Source organism: Sulfitobacter guttiformis (genome assembly GCF_003610455.1).
GTDB lineage: Bacteria > Pseudomonadota > Alphaproteobacteria > Rhodobacterales > Rhodobacteraceae > Sulfitobacter > Sulfitobacter guttiformis.
In genome coordinates this window covers 820,343-836,211 of record NZ_RAQK01000002.1, presented here as the reverse complement: position 1 = coordinate 836,211, position 15,869 = coordinate 820,343, and the positions used below count along the sequence as shown (strand labels likewise).

The 15,869-nt window shown below is 53.1% G+C and carries 13 protein-coding genes and 2 pseudogenes; 3 read left to right on the top strand and 12 right to left on the bottom strand.

The features are described 5' to 3' along the window. Nucleotides 1-211: 211 nt before the first annotated feature. From C8N30_RS16655 to C8N30_RS16635, 5 genes and pseudogenes are all read right to left on the bottom strand, one after another. The gene (locus C8N30_RS16655; RefSeq protein ID WP_025061662.1) at nucleotides 212-1,669 is read right to left on the bottom strand and encodes a hypothetical protein; all 1,458 of its coding nucleotides are present in this window, start codon (nucleotides 1,667-1,669) and stop codon (nucleotides 212-214) included. Continuing rightward, nucleotides 1,666-6,570 carry an NACHT domain-containing protein gene (locus tag C8N30_RS16650; protein ID WP_198021470.1) on the bottom strand — a complete coding sequence of 1,635 codons (4,905 nt, stop codon included), beginning with the start codon at nucleotides 6,568-6,570 and terminating at the stop codon, nucleotides 1,666-1,668. Before C8N30_RS16650 ends, C8N30_RS16655 begins: the two co-directional genes overlap by 4 nt. A 177-nt stretch (nucleotides 6,571-6,747) precedes the next feature. Then, nucleotides 6,748-7,149 carry a hypothetical protein gene (locus tag C8N30_RS16645; RefSeq protein WP_025061664.1) on the bottom strand — a complete coding sequence of 134 codons (402 nt, stop codon included), beginning with the start codon at nucleotides 7,147-7,149 and terminating at the stop codon, nucleotides 6,748-6,750. Continuing rightward, nucleotides 7,149-8,471 carry a recombinase family protein gene (locus C8N30_RS16640; RefSeq protein ID WP_025061665.1) on the bottom strand — a complete coding sequence of 441 codons (1,323 nt, stop codon included), beginning with the start codon at nucleotides 8,469-8,471 and terminating at the stop codon, nucleotides 7,149-7,151. Before C8N30_RS16640 ends, C8N30_RS16645 begins: the two co-directional genes overlap by 1 nt. Continuing rightward, nucleotides 8,468-8,572, bottom strand: a pseudogene (locus C8N30_RS16635) (DUF2924 domain-containing protein); the annotation flags it as partial. The pseudogene C8N30_RS16635 and the gene C8N30_RS16640, both read right to left, overlap by 4 nt. Before the next feature lie 522 nt (nucleotides 8,573-9,094). Here C8N30_RS16635 and C8N30_RS16630 point away from each other — a divergent pair. Continuing rightward, on the top strand, nucleotides 9,095-10,042 hold the full coding sequence (locus C8N30_RS16630) for a response regulator (RefSeq protein WP_025061666.1): 948 nt from the start codon (nucleotides 9,095-9,097) through the stop codon (nucleotides 10,040-10,042). A gap of 224 nt (nucleotides 10,043-10,266) precedes the next feature. After that, nucleotides 10,267-10,669: pseudogene (locus tag C8N30_RS16625) on the top strand (IS5/IS1182 family transposase); the annotation flags it as partial. Nucleotides 10,670-10,808: 139 nt separating this feature from the next. On the opposite strand, the gene C8N30_RS19440 reads toward C8N30_RS16625, so the two are convergent. Both C8N30_RS19440 and C8N30_RS16620 read right to left on the bottom strand, forming a co-directional pair. Further along, nucleotides 10,809-10,946, bottom strand: coding sequence for a hypothetical protein (locus C8N30_RS19440; protein WP_170151186.1), 138 nt, complete (start codon nucleotides 10,944-10,946; stop codon nucleotides 10,809-10,811). A gap of 83 nt (nucleotides 10,947-11,029) precedes the next feature. Continuing rightward, nucleotides 11,030-11,278: a hypothetical protein gene (locus C8N30_RS16620; RefSeq protein WP_025061667.1), complete on the bottom strand. Its 249-nt coding sequence runs from the start codon at nucleotides 11,276-11,278 to the stop codon at nucleotides 11,030-11,032. Between the two features lie 155 nt (nucleotides 11,279-11,433). Between C8N30_RS16620 and C8N30_RS16615 the strand changes: the two genes are divergently transcribed. Next, complete coding sequence (locus C8N30_RS16615) at nucleotides 11,434-12,150, top strand: Crp/Fnr family transcriptional regulator (RefSeq protein WP_025061668.1); 717 nt, start codon at nucleotides 11,434-11,436, stop codon at nucleotides 12,148-12,150. Between the two features lie 74 nt (nucleotides 12,151-12,224). Here the strand turns inward: C8N30_RS16615 and C8N30_RS16610 are convergent, their stop codons facing one another. The 5 genes from C8N30_RS16610 to argF form a co-directional block, all read right to left on the bottom strand. Further along, nucleotides 12,225-12,872, bottom strand: a complete 648-nt coding sequence (locus tag C8N30_RS16610; protein ID WP_025061669.1) for a BON domain-containing protein — start codon at nucleotides 12,870-12,872, stop codon at nucleotides 12,225-12,227. A 69-nt stretch (nucleotides 12,873-12,941) separates the two neighbouring features. Further along, on the bottom strand, nucleotides 12,942-13,139 hold the full coding sequence (locus C8N30_RS16605; RefSeq protein ID WP_025061670.1) for a hypothetical protein: 198 nt from the start codon (nucleotides 13,137-13,139) through the stop codon (nucleotides 12,942-12,944). A 129-nt stretch (nucleotides 13,140-13,268) separates the two neighbouring features. Further along, entirely contained in the window at nucleotides 13,269-13,934 is a 666-nt protein-coding gene (locus tag C8N30_RS16600; protein ID WP_025061671.1) for a GNAT family N-acetyltransferase, read from the bottom strand. Next, on the bottom strand, nucleotides 13,931-14,860 hold the full coding sequence (arcC, locus tag C8N30_RS16595; protein ID WP_025061672.1) for a carbamate kinase: 930 nt from the start codon (nucleotides 14,858-14,860) through the stop codon (nucleotides 13,931-13,933). Before arcC ends, C8N30_RS16600 begins: the two co-directional genes overlap by 4 nt. Before the next feature lies 1 nt (nucleotide 14,861). After that, nucleotides 14,862-15,863, bottom strand: coding sequence for an ornithine carbamoyltransferase (gene argF, locus C8N30_RS16590; protein WP_025061673.1), 1,002 nt, complete (start codon nucleotides 15,861-15,863; stop codon nucleotides 14,862-14,864). Nucleotides 15,864-15,869: the final 6 nt, after the last annotated feature.

Here is a 15,869-nt window from a genome sequence, read left to right as displayed (position 1 = left end):
TCAGTGGTTTGCATTTTTGACGCGAGCGCCCTTTTCGAAGTTTCAACTGGCAGCATAATGCATTCCGAAACCGTGGGACGGGTCTTAGGGCGGTCGTTTTGGGCGGGAAGCCAACCTTCGCTGCAGGTGCAAAGTCGAGAGAAAACTCCTCAATAAGCGGCCATTCACTTCAGACGCCAACGTTATTTCTATTGGCTAGCATTGTGGGTGGTTACTCGCCACCACCACAAGGTAATTTCTCCAGTTCGTGTGCAGGCCAGCAAATATCTTGAAAACCGCAAGCGCGGCAACAGATTCTCATATCAATCGGCGCAATGTGACAGCGAGTTTGTCTCCGATCTTGCACCGTTTGATGTGCACAGTGATAAACTTGTTCGTCGGTAAAAAAAGAACGTGGCGTTTCAGTTATCCGTGTGTTTATTGAGGAATCCCCAATTTGTCGACCAACAGCATGGCATGCCGACCAAGTATGAAAACCGCATGCAACCCGAGGCTGATGCAGCAGAAAGTGCGCAAGTTCACCGGTAGCGACCAACCACTGATCAGCTCTGGTTCTAAAAGGCTTAACAAACTGTGTTGTTGGCCTTCCGAGCGGGATTGTGTTCGTCGCATTCTCGGCAATGCGTAAATTCGGAAAGCCTGGAAAATAGTCGAGGCCGAAGGCCACCAGATCCTCACCTAATTCATCAGAACATCGGCGGAGCAACTCATGAGAGATTTCTGTAACTTCCGTAATGTGTGCAATGAGACTTTTATTACCGGCATTGTCCTCAATCAAATTCATCTCGACCGGGTCTTCTTGGTCAATGACAGTAAATAATGCACCATCATCTCGCAAAACTAGAAGCGCTGGGTAGATTTGAATTCGAGGTCTTGGCGAAAAGATTTCAATACCCGATCTTTCGTAGTTAACTAAGACTGAGTGGAACGCTGCCACCAAGTTGGCCCTTGCAACATAATGTCCCAACTGCGTTGGCCGAAGGCTTACAGGGGTATCGGTGCCAAGATGCTTTCGCGCCAGAAGACTGTAGATGAGATGCGCGTCAGAGACATACTGCTTTTCTAAGAATATTTGAAACTGACCGCTGTCAACCGTGTCATCGCAGAAAACTGCGGTTGGGTCAGTGAAGATTATTAGCCAGCTTCCGCTTGCTAGAACAGCGCGATTTACGCGGTGTCCGTAATTTGACAGGGACGTTTTCACGTAGCCGGCCAATTGGGTTAGATAATCGTGCCAATCACCTACAACAGGGGCCGTTTCTCTACTGCCTCCTTCGTTCACGTGGCGAATTGCTTCAACTAGAACCTCAGCAGGTGCCTTTCTCCGGCTTGCGCCGTTGCCGCTAATGAATGGCTTACCCCAAGCCTTTGCCTCAAATATTAAGAGGGGCGCATTCGTCTCGGCGTTAATTCCCAAATAATCGATGAATCTTGTGGTGTCCGCTTTGATACGTGCCTCTTCAGCAACGTCCCCATCAGGACCAAGACGCCAACCAAGCAGAGATAAAAAACCATCAAAGAAAAAAATTCGGGTATCATGCTCATGCACGCCCTGTTCTCCGGTGCCACCATAAGGATTGGGCGCATCCGGTGCCTGAGCCCTAGCGACTCCTTCTAGGAGTCCCTGCAAGCCCCCACGAAAATCGTTTTCGTCGACACCAGCGTTCATTGGATAAGTTCAGGCAGGCGATAGAGAAGACGACGCGCAGAGGGCCAACCTGCATCCATAAATATTTCCAGACAGTCGATAAGCGCGGCTCGACGGACGTCGCTTTCGAATAGTTCTTTGTGATCGGCAAGAAAAATCCCAAGTAGGCGAACCAGTAGGTCCGCGCCCATGGATTCATATTGATAGCCACTTTGTCGTCCTCCACCCTTTAGGGCACGCGCGATTAGATCGAATGAACGGGCTGGATCGACCGGTAGTAAATACTCTAGGAGCTGTAACAAATAGTAGATCGTGTGCGGCGTCGCGTGGTCGCCAATTTGTTCAAGAACCGGTGTAATTTCTTCGAAAAAGAGCCCCAATTTATTTTTACTGATGGTCTGATCTTGCGCCGTCTTGCTATCCGATGCGCCGACCGAAAAATAGATCTGCATACACGCCGTGTCGAGCAGCTTTGCGTCTTCACGCACGACTTCAATTTGCTCTAAAGTTGGCTCCTCAGTTGCAACGTACGCCTTCAATCCTTCGCTCGATTTTCTGACAATCTGCGAAGTAAGGTCAATAGCTCGATGGCGAATTTGGTTGTCGCTGTTCTTCGAGTCTTCTTTCAATCCTAAGACAAGTGCTCCTCTCATCGTTTGAAGGATCTGGGTTAACTCCTCACCTCTGCTCTCTCGATTGTTGATCCAACTCGAGATGATCTCATACGCTGCCGCCTTTTCGTGAGTGATCCAAAGAACGACATAAATGCTAGACAGCGCTTCATCGAGTTCCGCTTGGCGTTTTGGATGTTCGGAAAACCGCTCGTTCATTGAGACGGCGAGAGCCGTTATTCGATCTGGATCAGAATGTAGAAGGCGTCCTAAAACGCTGTTGATGAGGCTCTTAAGAATACTGAGGTTGGTCTCTCTTTCAAGACGACTTTCTAATCTGGTCCAAAATCCTGTTCGGTCTAGGTCCCAGATGCGAACAAGGTGAAGACCAGACTGCAACCTGACCGCAGGATGAGGATCGGAGATCAGTCCGTCGATTGAGCTTGCTAGTTCAGGGTACAGATCAGGTCTCTGAAGCGTGAGGTCTAGGACTGCACTAGCAATTTCTACCCGCGCGGCTGGAGAGCCCCACGAAGCGGAGCGTTCGAAGTTCGCTTCCGTATCGTCATCCACAGCCGGGTTAAGGGATTCTAAAGCTGTCGACATCAGTCCGAGAAAGCGGCTGCTTTCTTGTTGAGCGTTCACACTTGGAGTGATCTTGAGTGAAATTATTTTCGCTATGCCTTGCCCAATGACACCTTCGGCGTAAGCGACAAGTCCTGTGTTTTGGCGAGTTCGGTCGATAGCTGTTTCTAAGCCCGTGAGTGCCGCAATAGCTTTGGACATTGTAAGTTTGGTGGCGTCTTCGGAGGACGCCTCTAGCCCAAGTGCTTTCTTTGCGTCATTGATTGCCCACATCAGCACTTGATCCACTGAAGAGTCCAGATCCAAGTCCTCAATCCAGTGAAAAGGCTCGGGTTCGCCCGTTGTGGTGGTTAGCGTAAACAAACGTCTATTGTTGCCTTGATCGCTGAGGTCTGCTCCCTTGTTTTCAACCACAGTGCTTTTAGCTGCTTCTGTTGCTAACCGGCTTCTTCCAATTGCACTAAAGACTCGATGGAGAAAATGTGCACGCGCAGCTTCTGGCTCATCAAAACGACTGAACTCGAATACCCCTATGGCTGTCTCAAAGCCGATTCGTTCGTCCACAGACAGGCGGTCGTAACCAACCGCAACGAGGTCTATCGCGTCTTTCCTTGTGTCAGAGACCATTAAGAATGGCTCTGACATTGCAATTGGTAACAACAGGTCAACCAGACCATCGTTGCGCTCAGCGGCGGCTAGAAAAATACGTGACCAGAATATTGCAAAACTGGCATCTGCAATGATTTGTTCAACGACATTTCTTGCCATACTTTGCTCGGCTGAACGGAGAAACTTGAGCAACTCTAGGATCAAAGCGTCTGCATCATGACCATAAGTTTTGTCAGGACTGTGTGCCCAAACATAGCTCCAGTCTTCTTGCAGACGGACTGTTCGGCCGCTGATATGCGACTCAAATTTTTGCTGGTTAGGTGAAATTGGATGCTCACGTGCAATAAAGCCTTCTGTCGCTGCCACAATTGCGACAACTGCTTCCTTGGGATGCATTGCTAGAAATTTCGGCGCAAATTCTGTCAGCGAATAGCGGGCGATGTCGTAGTCTTGCCGAGCGGTAGATGTTAGCGGCATTATCTGACTGTCACCCATTCGAGTTTCACGCTCTTCTGTCACCGCAAATCCGAACGTTTCTCTATAAACGACTATTGCGAGGTCTGGGTCGGCAGGGGCAATTTTTTCAATTTTGCGACACAACGCCGGAACTTCTTCCCAACCATGTGCTTGCAACCTTTGAGGCTCGAACAGTCTCAAAAGCAGCCGGTGTGATTCCACCGGATCTGTGATGAAAGTTGCCGCAACAAGATCAATAGCCGATGTTGCCAAGTTGTGCGGGACGTCTAACGTCAATGCATGACGTAGCAGAGCACGTGCGGAGATGCCCAAACGATCCTGCCCATTTTGATCTAGGTCGAGTTTAACAAGATTGAATAAAAGAAAGCGAACAGTACCGGCAACCGGCTCCAAATTTTCAGATATGTCCCTGAGCAGGCCTGTCCAAGGTGCTGTCGGAGCATTGGGATAGTCCTCGAGCCGTACAGCAAAGGCTCCGCAGGTATGGGAAAATGCTTGAGCAGCATTTGTGTCGTCTGCCACGATGCGCATAGCAAGAACAGCTGTGTCCGCTAGTTTTTCGGGGTATTCGGCACATATCCGACCAGTTGCACCTCGTATTACTGGGTCAGCTTCATTGTCAGCCAGTATCTTTGCGGCAGCGCTCCAAAAGCGTGACCGACTTTCATCGCTTTCCCAAATCTCTCTCAAAACGAAAGAAAGGGCGGGCGCGAGCATGAGGCCCTGTGCCTGATCTTTTGGAAATCGCAAACTTCCGTCAACTAAAGCTGCGGGGTCAATGAGTACACGAGCTGCAGCAAAGTCAAAAAGTAGATGATGTCGAAACTGTATCCAACGGCCATTTTCGACCGAAATTATGACGCCTTCACTAGTGAGAGTGTCAATGATTTCAGGGTCTGCCCCCTCTGCATCCTCAACTGGAGCCCGTAAGGCACGCGCCGAGACCATTGCCTTTGCAATACGCGAAATGCAGGATCGAGCTCGATTTCCATGGCTCTCAATGCGATTGCTCCAATAGAGCTGCAGCAGTTGAGCTTGGGACGAAACGTGCGACAAATCCGTGGCTACTAAGCCATCCTTTACAAGGTCACTTAAGAGTCTCGTATTAAAGGGGACAGAAGCAATATCTCTTAACGTGCGGGGAGCGTTTTGAAGCGCGGCGTCCAATGCTGGTGCTGCATCTAACAGCCGCTGAAATTCTGTGTCAGACCACTCGGGAACACGTACATGCCTGACGTTCGAAAACCCATGTTCCATTAGGTCTTCAATAGGTGGTTCCCCAGCAAAGAGTGAACGAAACTTCTGGCCCATTCGCAAGTCAAACGTCCGGATCGAGGCAACAACTCGCCATCGCCCGTTTCGTTGCAGAACTTGCTCGATTAGGTTGCGAAATACCCCTTCGCCAACGCCACCACGTGTTGCATCAAGAGCGTCAATAACCAGCCAGGCAGGCTTCTCTCCGTCCCATGAACCGATAACATCTAGAAGTGCATGTTTGATCTCTAGTTCCCGGCCCAATCCTTCGAGTGTCTCGACCGAAAATCGATCCACCGCAAGCTCCAAGACATCGTTTCCCTCGTCTCGCAGAGTTCTGGCAAGCGAATTCAGGACGCCGCTCTTACCAGACCCTGGTTCTCCGATTATCAACAATGACCCTTCACGTGCGGCAGCTTCGATTTGAGGCTGGCACTCGCGCACAAGTGACACACTGTTTCCCTCAGCCGCTTCAATTACCTCATAACGGCTTAAGGCTTCAGCAGTGGCCTCGCTATGAGCACGCAGTTTCGCGATATCGTCTGCGTAATTTGGAGGCACGGACAATGCTACGCCGCGACTAATCAGCGCTTGCCTCAGTTTTGAACTATCTGCGCCGCCTCGCTGCGACATCATCTCGGCGCTTAAAGACTCGAGTGTTGTCAGCACAATTTCTGCTTCAGTCTCAGCGACAACGATTTGCCGTAGATTCTGAACTATCGCCTGCTGGCCAGCTTCTTCGGGGTTGAAGACAAAAATGACAATGAGTGACGCGAGATGACTTGGGAGTGCAGTGTCGAATGGTTCAACAGTCGCGGCTAACCAGGCGTTCTCGACGCAAGTTGAAAAAATATCAAAGGCTCTCTGTTGAGCAACTGTAAGTTCGCCGCCACCTGGCTGGGATTTTAGGCGAAGCGCGCGAGGTAAATCTTCCCTAATACTGGCAGGCGATTCAGGCCCCACAGCAAGTACAAGGCGATCTAATTCAACTGAAAGAGGGCGGTTCCATTCCTGTTGTCCATCACCATCTCGGCAAACCAGCCAGTGCTTTACAAATTGGGAGATTGTCTTGCCAAAAGGACTTTTGAGTTCGGCTGAAAGCGACGCGGAAGTCTTTGCTTGAATGGCAACGAAGCCCCCTGCATCGGTTGCAACGAGAATGTCATCTACTGGGGCTTCGGTCTCAAAACGCATCCAAGAGGGTCTTGCGTCGCCCAAATTGAACACACGATCAAAACTCTGATCAGAAAGCATCCATGCCCCGATGACGGAACCCAACCGTTGTTGGAAAAAAATACCGGAGCTAGTTGCTGCTCCACCACCGCCAACGCGTGATTTTTCTGGCTTTTTGATCATGCCTTTACCGCCATCTTTGATACTTTCCACATTTTGGGGTCTTAGAAAATACTTATGCCATCAATTGAATCTGGTATCCACGTCTCCATGCGAAGTACGCCAATCATTAAAGAAAGTAGCTGGGTGTTGGCAATGTCAGCTTACGGAAAGCTGCAATGTAGCAAACCTACTCATAATCAATGTCCGCTCTGGGGCCGTTAGTGTTCTTCAGACGCCACCCTTTTCGGCCTCATCAAAGACCACCTTCGCCTGCTCCCCCCAAGGCAAAGCAGCGCTCTCAGTCAGATGCATGACGGTGATGGCCGTGACCTCTCGACCGAACACCAGCCGCTTCAGCACATCCGGCGCCAAGTATGCCAACCGCAATTGGCGGCTGACATGGCGCTCTGCGAGCTTCACGGCGATTGCGAGATCGCGGACGGTTCCGAACTCGCCAGCCTCCATGCGCCGCCGCCAGGCCCACGCGCGGCCGATGGCACGCAGGATATGCGGGTCTTGGGTTTGATCCTCGCTGGGCAGGTAATCGGCGGGCGGCAGGATCTTGGGCCGCCCGTTTTTCTTACGCACCTTGAGCGGCACGAAGATCTGGATCGTATCGGGCGCGGGCATTATTCCGCGGCCTCGAGTGTGCGCGGGGCCATCATTTCACGCATGACACCTGCGATGCCATCGGTGCGCAGGTCGATAATGAGCCCTTCAGCGGTTACTGTGACGCGCCGGACTAGTAGCTGAATGATACGGGCTTGCTCTGCCGGAAACAGCTGGTCCCAAAGCTGCGGAAACTGCTGCAAGGCTGCAATGGCATCTGCCTCCGGAATGTCATCCCTGTCCAATTTGGCAATGACCTGTGCCGTGGTTTCTGGTGTGCGCAGAACGCGGCGGATCTCGGTAATGACAGCACCCTCGGCTATATCCGCTGGCAGGCGTCGGGGGATGCCATCGTCGGGCGTCTCGCGGTTCTTCAGAAGATCCATCGACACGTAATACCGATACCGGCGCGTGCCCTTTTTCGTGCTTGACGGCGTCATCGCCGCGCCGGTCGCCGTGAAGAAAAGCCCTTTCAGCAGAGCAGGTGTTTGCGAGCGGCTGTTGTTGGCCCGCTTGCGAGGGCTCTCAGTCATGATGTCATGCACCTGCTCCCAGAGCCGCGTGTCGATGATGGCCTTGTGTTCACCAGGATAGGCCGTGCCCTTGTGCACAGCTTCGCCGCGATAGACGCGGTTGTTCAGCAGGCGATAGAGATACCCCTTGTCAATCAACTTGCCCTTTTTGTTGAGGGTCCCTTCGCCGCGTAGTTCCCGCGCCAGAACGGTTGCCGAACCAACTTCAACAAAGCGTGTGAAGATTTCACCAACCTTGGCGGCTTCCTCGGTGTTGATGACCAGTTTACGGTCGCGCACGTCATAACCGAGGGGTATGTTACCGCCCATCCACATCCCCTTCATGCGGGACGCTTTCACCTTGTCGCGGATGCGTTCGGCTGTGACCTCCCGTTCGAACTGGGCAAACGACAGAAGGATGTTCAGCGTCAACCGCCCCATTGACGTGGTTGTGTTGAACGACTGCGTGACAGAGACAAAGGTAACGCCGTTTCGGTCAAAGACCTCGACCAGCTTGGAAAAGTCCATCAGTGCGCGCGACAGGCGGTCGATCTTGTAAACGACAACGACGTCGATCAAGCCGTCCTCGATATCGGCCAGAAGTTGTTGCAGGGCAGGGCGCTCTAAAGTGCCACCTGAGATGCCGCCATCGTCGTATTGATCGCGCACCAGTGCCCAGCCTTCAGATTTTTGACTGGTGATATACGCCTCGCAGGATTCCCGCTGCGCATGAAGGCTGTTGAACTCTTGCTCGAGGCCTTCCTCGCTGGATTTGCGTGTATAGATTGCGCAGCGTAGGCGACGGGCGAGTTTTGTGGGAACGTCCTTCATGCTTCACTCCGTTTCCGCTCGCGTAGGCCAAAGAAGCGATAGCCATTCCAGCGTGTGCCGGTGATGGTGCGTGCCACCGCTGAGAGCGATTTGTAGCATCGGCTGTCCCGGTGGGCGGTTGAGGCTCCGAAATTGCGGCTTTCCGCTGTGGTCAAGCATGTGGAGGAGTTCGCTGCGCCGGACAACCGTTTCAAGAACAGGGAACAAGTGCGCTTGTGGCGCTTGACCCGAATGCGTGTAGTGAAAAATTTGATTTCGGTGGTGGGTAAGAATATCGAATGAGCCTCTGCTGGTTCGGCTGAGGCACGGATACACAAGAAATGGTGCTATTCTCGCATCAAACGCGAAGGGAAGTCAGCCGATACGGCGAACAAACTCTTTCAATATATGTCTGGTACGCTGTCGCGGTTCTACGATGATCTCGACAACGAGGATGTGCTAGCCACTCCACTGGGCTTCAGAGGGCGTCCTGGCTCACTGGGCAAGGACATTCAGCCGATAATATGAGCTACATGTTAAAATGCCTCATATTCTCCATGATTGCTTCACAAAATTGCCCGCATAGGTAGATACTTTTAGAATCGCGTGTCAGCGCAGCGACACACAGTGAAAGTGAGTTATACATGCGGATACTTGCGATTGATGATGATCCAATAATTCTTGACACTATTAGTCACTACCTAAGTGGAGATCTCAACTATGCGCTGGAATGCCACGCTTCGGCAGAGAGTGCGCTTGCGTCCTTGAACGAGGCGCAGCTAACGTATGACTGTATTCTGCTGGACATCATGTTGCCCGGCACCAACGGGATTGAGTTCTGTCAAGTTTTACGGCGGATGAAAAAGTATAGCTCTACCCCGATCCTGATGATTACCTCCAACCGTGAACCAGGTCTTATGCAGCGTGCCTTCGACGCTGGCGCCACGGACTTCCTTCCAAAGCCGCTTAATGCAATCGAATTAAGAGCACGAGTTATCAGTGCAGGCATGCTCAACCAAAGCATTGCAACTGCAAACGATACCCAACAAGAGCTGAACAAGCTAAGGAAGATGCGGTTTGATGACATCCCAAATCTAGACGTAGAAGGCGTCTATGACATTCGAGATCTGGAGAACTATTTTTTGCGATTTCGGCCGGGGTGTTACGCGATGTCGCTCATCAATTTACATATCGACGCATTGCACGACATTTTTAATCCGAAAGAACCGTCAATATTCCTTGAGGGGCTCCGGCACTCTGCACAAGCGATGGCTGCAGTGATGGGACCGGATGCTGCAAAAATAGCTTATGTAGGAAAAGGATATTTTGTCGGCGTAAATTCTGGGCGCAACCGAATTAACATTCTAGAGCTGACCAACCGCTTCAATCAGGAGCTTTCTATGCTTTGGGATTGCACGGCGACAGGCATGCTGCACCCCCCGACAGGCAAAATTAGATTGGGATCTGATCAGCGTTTCTGGTCCGGATTATCCATCGCAAACAAGTTGCGAGAGTTTGCACCGATTTCCGAAGATGCTTTTAAGCCAACCTCTCGTGTAGAGGACAACTTGTTCACCGAGCTTGCATGGTAGACTTAGCTAATTCATTCGGGCGAACATCGCATCGGTAAACACTATGTCCGCGCACCAAATGGCTTTATTGCACAAATCGCGACTTGTAGGTTTCACAGTGTAAATCCAGTAAGGTAGAATGCCGCTATGAGCAGCTGGACGCCGACGAAGTACGCGAGCCGGAACTAGGCTGATTACAACTTTTCGCTCAAGCAACGAAGATCGTTATCGATCCCTTGGCCGACAGCACATGTTTGCACGGCGCTGACGACACGCGCAAATGCCATGACGCGATTGCAGCCTGAAACGAACATGCCATTATCCCGCACCGCAAGAACGCCGAGCTCTGGAAGCCTGACACGGCAGGAGCATGTGCTCGCAACGAAGCGGTGCGGTCCTCGAAGTATCTGAGCCGTGCCCTGTGGGGAGCCTGACTGGATACCACCGCCGTAGCCGTGTCGATACGAAACCTTTGGGGAACATGCTATGCATAACCCTGCCGGTCACTGGACGTATTGTCTGAAACTGCTCTGTCAGTACCTATCGGCGTTGGATTTCAACCGCCACGTTACGGAGATCCAGATCCGGGCTGCAATTCTAAACGGCTTCGCAGTTCTCGGCATACATCGTACCGTGCCAGTAGGCTGAAGCCATCTGGTGTCAGGGGAGGTCTGATCTATGCGCGATCTGTGCAAGAAAGCCGCGGAGACCCCGAAATGTGACGCAAATATATACCAGCGATTGTTCGGTCGTCAGGACTGACGATCAGCCAGAAAGGCGTTCGGCCCTACTTCGCCTTTTTGCCAGCAATTGACAGAGGGATCTTACCCGCCAGTGAGTTCGCCGTAGCCGGGGCTTTGGGCTTTTCCTGTTTCGGCTTTTTAGTTTCCTTGTTGCCGCGCTCGCTATTTTTGCCTTTGGCCATTTGTCTTCCTTACATGTTGCAAGTGCATTGTGCCTGAGTGGGACAGATTGGTTGTATTGTGTGGTACGGGGCCAGTCGAAGGATCACTTCCTGCGGACTGAATTTCCGCTGGAAATGATACTTTTGATCAGGGCAGCAACCGCCTTGTGGCTTTCGATCTCGGTGTAGGAGCCACCTTCGTTTTCATGCGCGCTTGCAGCATCCTCGAGGATGCCCATAATTTCGCGCTCTGGCAGAATATTTGCATCGTTCAGCGCCAGTAGGAGGCTTTCGCAAATGGAGAGCGCTGCAATCCCCGAATGTGTGTTATGGTCAACTTCTTTATTAGCCATTCAATCAGACCTTTCAGGACATATGGATTTACGCTGTGGTCCATCAACCCTTGCAGCAAAGCATTCCTTTTGGACTGATCGACATCAGGTGACCCCGTGATTACCCTGCTAAATATCTGATATTCGTCAACTCAAGGAATGCTCTCATCGAAAATATGCCTCTGGTTCGCAAACTCAGTGCTTTTGTCGCCTTATCGGCGGAGGAGATTTCCGTCCTAGAGAGCTTGCGCAAGCGGCGGCGCACTTTTGTTGCGGGGCGCGATCTGGTCCATCAGGGGCAATCGGATCAGACGGCCTACATCCTCATGTCGGGTTGGGCGTGTTCCTACAAAATCCTTGCAGACGGGCAGCGCCAGATCATAGATTTTCAAATTCCGGGTGATTTTCTGGCACTGCGGAGCGTTCTGTTACACATGTCGGATCACAGCGTGGAGCCTGTCACCGATATCGAGGTAACGGAGGTTCTCAAATCCGACCTGCTGGAAGCCTTCGCGCAGACCCCGCGCCTTGCCCTCGCGATTTTTTGGGCCGCATCGCGTGACGAGGCGATGGTAGTCGAACATCTGGTGGGCATCGGCCGTCGCGACGCGGCGGTGCGTGTGGCGCATTTCCTGCTTGAACTTGGTGCGCGCCTCTCGTTGGTGGGTATGGGGGATAAAGCCGGCTTTGCCTGTCCGCTGACGCAGTATTTCGTGGCCGATGCGATCGGCCTCAGCGCGGTGCATGTAAACCGTGTTCTGCGACAACTGCGCGAAAAAGGGCTGCTGACGTTCCGCGATGGCATAGTCCGCTTTGACGATTATGACCGTTTGGTTGAGTTTGCCCAGTTTGATGCGGCTTATCTGGATCAGATCGGACCACTGCTTGCCTGAGGATTGTCGGGTTGTTGCGATTTCGGGCATATCCCCCGTCCGCAAGGAATGATGCGGGCGGGGGTTATCTGTCATCATTTCACGCGGATGTCGTTCTTGACCGAAGTGGTGCCAGACGCGCGCCAAGCGGTAGCCCATGCCATACGGCGGTCCTGCCAGGATTCTACCTTGCCCGTGAGATGAACCTTACCCTCATTGGCCGAGACTTCGACGTGATCATACGCCCACATCGAGCGGTGCAAGGCCTTGTTGATCTCGCTCTCGATCCTGCCCGTGTCGGGCTGGTGTTTGACCTTGATCTGGTTGGTAACGCCGGTCACGCCCTCAAGCGTGCGCAATGTGCGGGCGGCCTCATCATGTTGGTAGTGCCACGGCACTTCCCCCGTCAGCGTAACAAAGCCTTTTTCGACCTTGATCTTGACCACATCTTTGGGGATTGAGGCATCCCACGCAAGCCGGTGCAGTGCTGCCTTCGCAATATCCTCGTCGGTGTGGAGGACGCTGCCGGACAGGCTGACTTCGATTTCTTCGGCGATGGCGCGGACGCCTTGCACCCGCCCGACAGCCCGCTCTGCCGCCGACTTTTGCCAATAGCTGTTCACATGACCAGTGAGCGTTATCACCCCGCCTTCCGCCGTCACCCCTATATGATCTGCGGTCACACTTGGTTCCCAGTCGAGTTCGGCGAGGACCGCTTCTTTCAGTTTATGGTCATTGTTCATGATATTCTCCATTATTCTAACTCAAATTGTGCCGTGCTGGTCGTGACCGAACATCGGCATATTGCCGTGTCAGGCGAGCGCGTTTGTCACAGCATCAAGTGCCTTGTGCGTATCCGCATCATTCTTTGCCGTATGCGCACGCTCGGCTGCTTGATAGTGCTTGAGCGCCTCGTGCTTTTTCGGGCCGGAGGGCGCTTTGTCCCACGCGGTTTTGACAGTTTTCATCTTGTCGGCAATGGCTGTTGGCTTGTCGGCTTCGGGTGTCATCGGCTGATCCTTTCTTGAAAGTTTCAAACAGAAAATACACGGGGCGCGCAGGGGATAATGGCAGACCGCCCCGCGTATCTCTTGGATTACCCTGAACGGGTAATGGTTCACCGAATTCAAGTGAACTGATCAGACTATCGCACCGCCGTCATCAAGCCAGACTGATATGGATTGGTCTGCGCCGACGAAACCAGAGGTTTTCAGGCGGGATTTCAAGTCGTGGCGGGTTTCGGCCGAAGCTGTTGCGTCCCCTGCGGATTGTGTGAGTTGAAGGCTGCGGTTTGAGACTGGCAAACTTATTTCGATTTCCTCTTCGTCAGGCGTGCTAACACTGCCGCCGAAACGCTCCAACAGACCCAGCATTCCCACATTGTCCCGGTGGACCAACGCGTAGAATTCCGAAATTCCACAGCACGCCGCGTGTGTCGAGAGTGCTTTGAGAAGAAGGCTGCCCAGCCCCTGCCTTTGCACTGCATCCAAAATTGTGATCGCTATTTCAGCCATATGGGGTTGATCCGGAAAGCGGACATAGCGCGCAATGCCAATAGGTCGTGGGATAAACGTGCCTTGGGTAAGAGCGCCAATCGCGACGTGATCATCGCCGTTACGGGCCGTGAACTTATCCAACTCGGAGGGCGTCAGATCATGCCGCGCCGCGAGAAAGCGAAAATACCGCGACCGGCTGGAGAGCTGTGCATAACCGATCTCCAGTAGATGCCGGTCTGCGGGTGTAACCTCCCTCAACAGGATGGACTGCCCGTCTTTAAGTATTGTTCTGAATGGTGTGAACTTCATTTTTTAATGGGTTCGGGGTTTGGCGCGATGCGAGTTCCGGCGCGCCCCTCAAGGATCGCCCGTGCATCGCTGAGTTGGCCGATGCCCGCAAACTTCCCGCTGCTGCGTACGAAAGCCGCCGCTGCTGCACCTTTGGGACCCATGGAACCCGCAGCTAGGTCAAGCGCTTCCAACGCTTCAGGGGTTATATGGTGGATTGCAGCTTCATCCGGACCACCGAAATCTTTGAAAACGGCCGCCACATCGGTAAGCAGCAGGAGCGCATCCGCACCCAGATCAGACGCCAGCAGCGCGGAGGTGCGATCCTTGTCGATCACGGCCTCCACGCCTTCCATATCGCCACTATTATTGCGCAGAACTGGAATGCCGCCGCCGCCTGCACAGATTACAATATGCTGCGCGTCCAGCAGTGTCTTGATCGCCTCAAGACCCACAATCCTTTGGGGAAGCGGAGAGGGCACAACACGGCGCAAATCACCGCTGGCCTCCTTTGCCATCTCCCAGCCATGGTCGGCGGCCACAAGTTTTGCTTCATCTGCTGAATAAGCCGGTCCGATGGGTTTGCTGGGTGCGCTGAAGGCCGGATCATCAGGGTCGACCTCAACGCGGCTCAGCAATGTGGCACAGAGCGACCCGTCGGGCAGCGCATTCATCAACTCTTGCTCTATCAAATACCCGATCATGCCTTCGGTCTCTGCCCCCAAGACATCAAGTGGCCAGGGTTTGGCCGGATCATAGGCGGCCCCGTGCAGCGCCAACAGTCCCACCTGCGGGCCATTGCCGTGCGCCACGATGATCTGGTGCTCAAGGGCAAGATCGGCCAATGCGACAGCGGCAATTCGGACATTTGTCCGCTGGGCGCTGGGTGTCATTGGCTCGTCCCGCCGCAGTAGGGCATTACCGCCAAGGGCTACGACGATACGCATCTTAAGACCCCATCGTGGCGACAAGAACCGCCTTGATTGTGTGCATCCGGTTTTCCGCCTGATCGAAGACCACAGAGGCGGCGGATTCGAAGACTTCCTCCGTCACCTCCATGCAATCAATGCCAAATTTTTGGAACGTGGCTTCGCCCACTTCGGTGTCGCGATTGTGGAAGGCGGGCAGGCAGTGCATGAATTTGGCATAGTGATTGCCTGTCTTCTCCATGATTTCCGATGTGACCTGGTAGGGCGACAGTAGTTCTATTCGCTCCTCCCACACACTATCCGGCTCACCCATTGAGACCCAGACATCCGTGTAAACGAAGTCTGCGCCTTCTAACCCTTCCGCGTGCTTTTCGGTCAGAGTGATACGCGCGCCCGACGTCTCGGCTATGGTGCGGCACTGTGTGACGAGATCTGCATCTGGCCAGCAAGATTTTGGGCCGCACAGGCGCACATCCATCCCAATCAAGGCGCCACCGATCATCAGGGATGCGCCCATGTTGTTGCCAGCGTCACCCATGAAGCAAAAGGCGATATCGGAGAGGTGTTTGTGCGTAAATTCCCTCATCGTCAGCAGATCTGCGAGGATCTGTGTCGGGTGAAAATCATCCGTCAGACCATTGAAAACTGGCACACCGGAGAACTCTGCCAGCACCTCTGCATCCCGTTGGCCAAAGCCGCGATATTCGATGCCGTCATAGAACCGGCCCAGCACACGGGCGGTGTCTTTCATCGTTTCCTTGTGGCCGATGTGGCTGCCCGAGGGGCCGAGATAAGTGACATGCGCGCCTTGGTCGTAAGCGGCTACTTCAAATCCGCTGCGGGTACGGGTGCTATCCTTCTCGAAGATCAGCGCGATGTTCTTGCCTTCCAGGTGCTGTTGCTCGTATCCACCGGTCTTGGCCATCTTCAACGATCCTGCCAATCGTAGCAGATGGCGGATTTCGTCAGGTGAAAAGTCCAGCAAGGTGAGAAAGCTGCGTCCGCGTAGGTTCTGTGGCATGGGATA

What these genes read in the sequence shown, in the direction of transcription:
- C8N30_RS16655 (WP_025061662.1), bottom strand. Translation starts at nt 1,669, where the DNA reads ATGAACGCTGGTGTCGACGAAAACGATTTTCGTGGGGGCTTGCAGGGA.
- C8N30_RS16645 (WP_025061664.1), bottom strand. Translation starts at nt 7,149, where the DNA reads ATGCCCGCGCCCGATACGATCCAGATCTTCGTGCCGCTCAAGGTGCGT.
- C8N30_RS16640 (WP_025061665.1), bottom strand. Translation starts at nt 8,471, where the DNA reads ATGAAGGACGTTCCCACAAAACTCGCCCGTCGCCTACGCTGCGCAATC.
- C8N30_RS16630 (WP_025061666.1), top strand. Translation starts at nt 9,095, where the DNA reads ATGCGGATACTTGCGATTGATGATGATCCAATAATTCTTGACACTATT.
- C8N30_RS19440 (WP_170151186.1), bottom strand. Translation starts at nt 10,946, where the DNA reads ATGGCCAAAGGCAAAAATAGCGAGCGCGGCAACAAGGAAACTAAAAAG.
- C8N30_RS16620 (WP_025061667.1), bottom strand. Translation starts at nt 11,278, where the DNA reads ATGGCTAATAAAGAAGTTGACCATAACACACATTCGGGGATTGCAGCG.
- C8N30_RS16615 (WP_025061668.1), top strand. Translation starts at nt 11,434, where the DNA reads ATGCCTCTGGTTCGCAAACTCAGTGCTTTTGTCGCCTTATCGGCGGAG.
- C8N30_RS16610 (WP_025061669.1), bottom strand. Translation starts at nt 12,872, where the DNA reads ATGAACAATGACCATAAACTGAAAGAAGCGGTCCTCGCCGAACTCGAC.
- C8N30_RS16605 (WP_025061670.1), bottom strand. Translation starts at nt 13,139, where the DNA reads ATGACACCCGAAGCCGACAAGCCAACAGCCATTGCCGACAAGATGAAA.
- C8N30_RS16600 (WP_025061671.1), bottom strand. Translation starts at nt 13,934, where the DNA reads ATGAAGTTCACACCATTCAGAACAATACTTAAAGACGGGCAGTCCATC.
- arcC (WP_025061672.1), bottom strand. Translation starts at nt 14,860, where the DNA reads ATGCGTATCGTCGTAGCCCTTGGCGGTAATGCCCTACTGCGGCGGGAC.
- argF (WP_025061673.1), bottom strand. Translation starts at nt 15,863, where the DNA reads ATGCCACAGAACCTACGCGGACGCAGCTTTCTCACCTTGCTGGACTTT.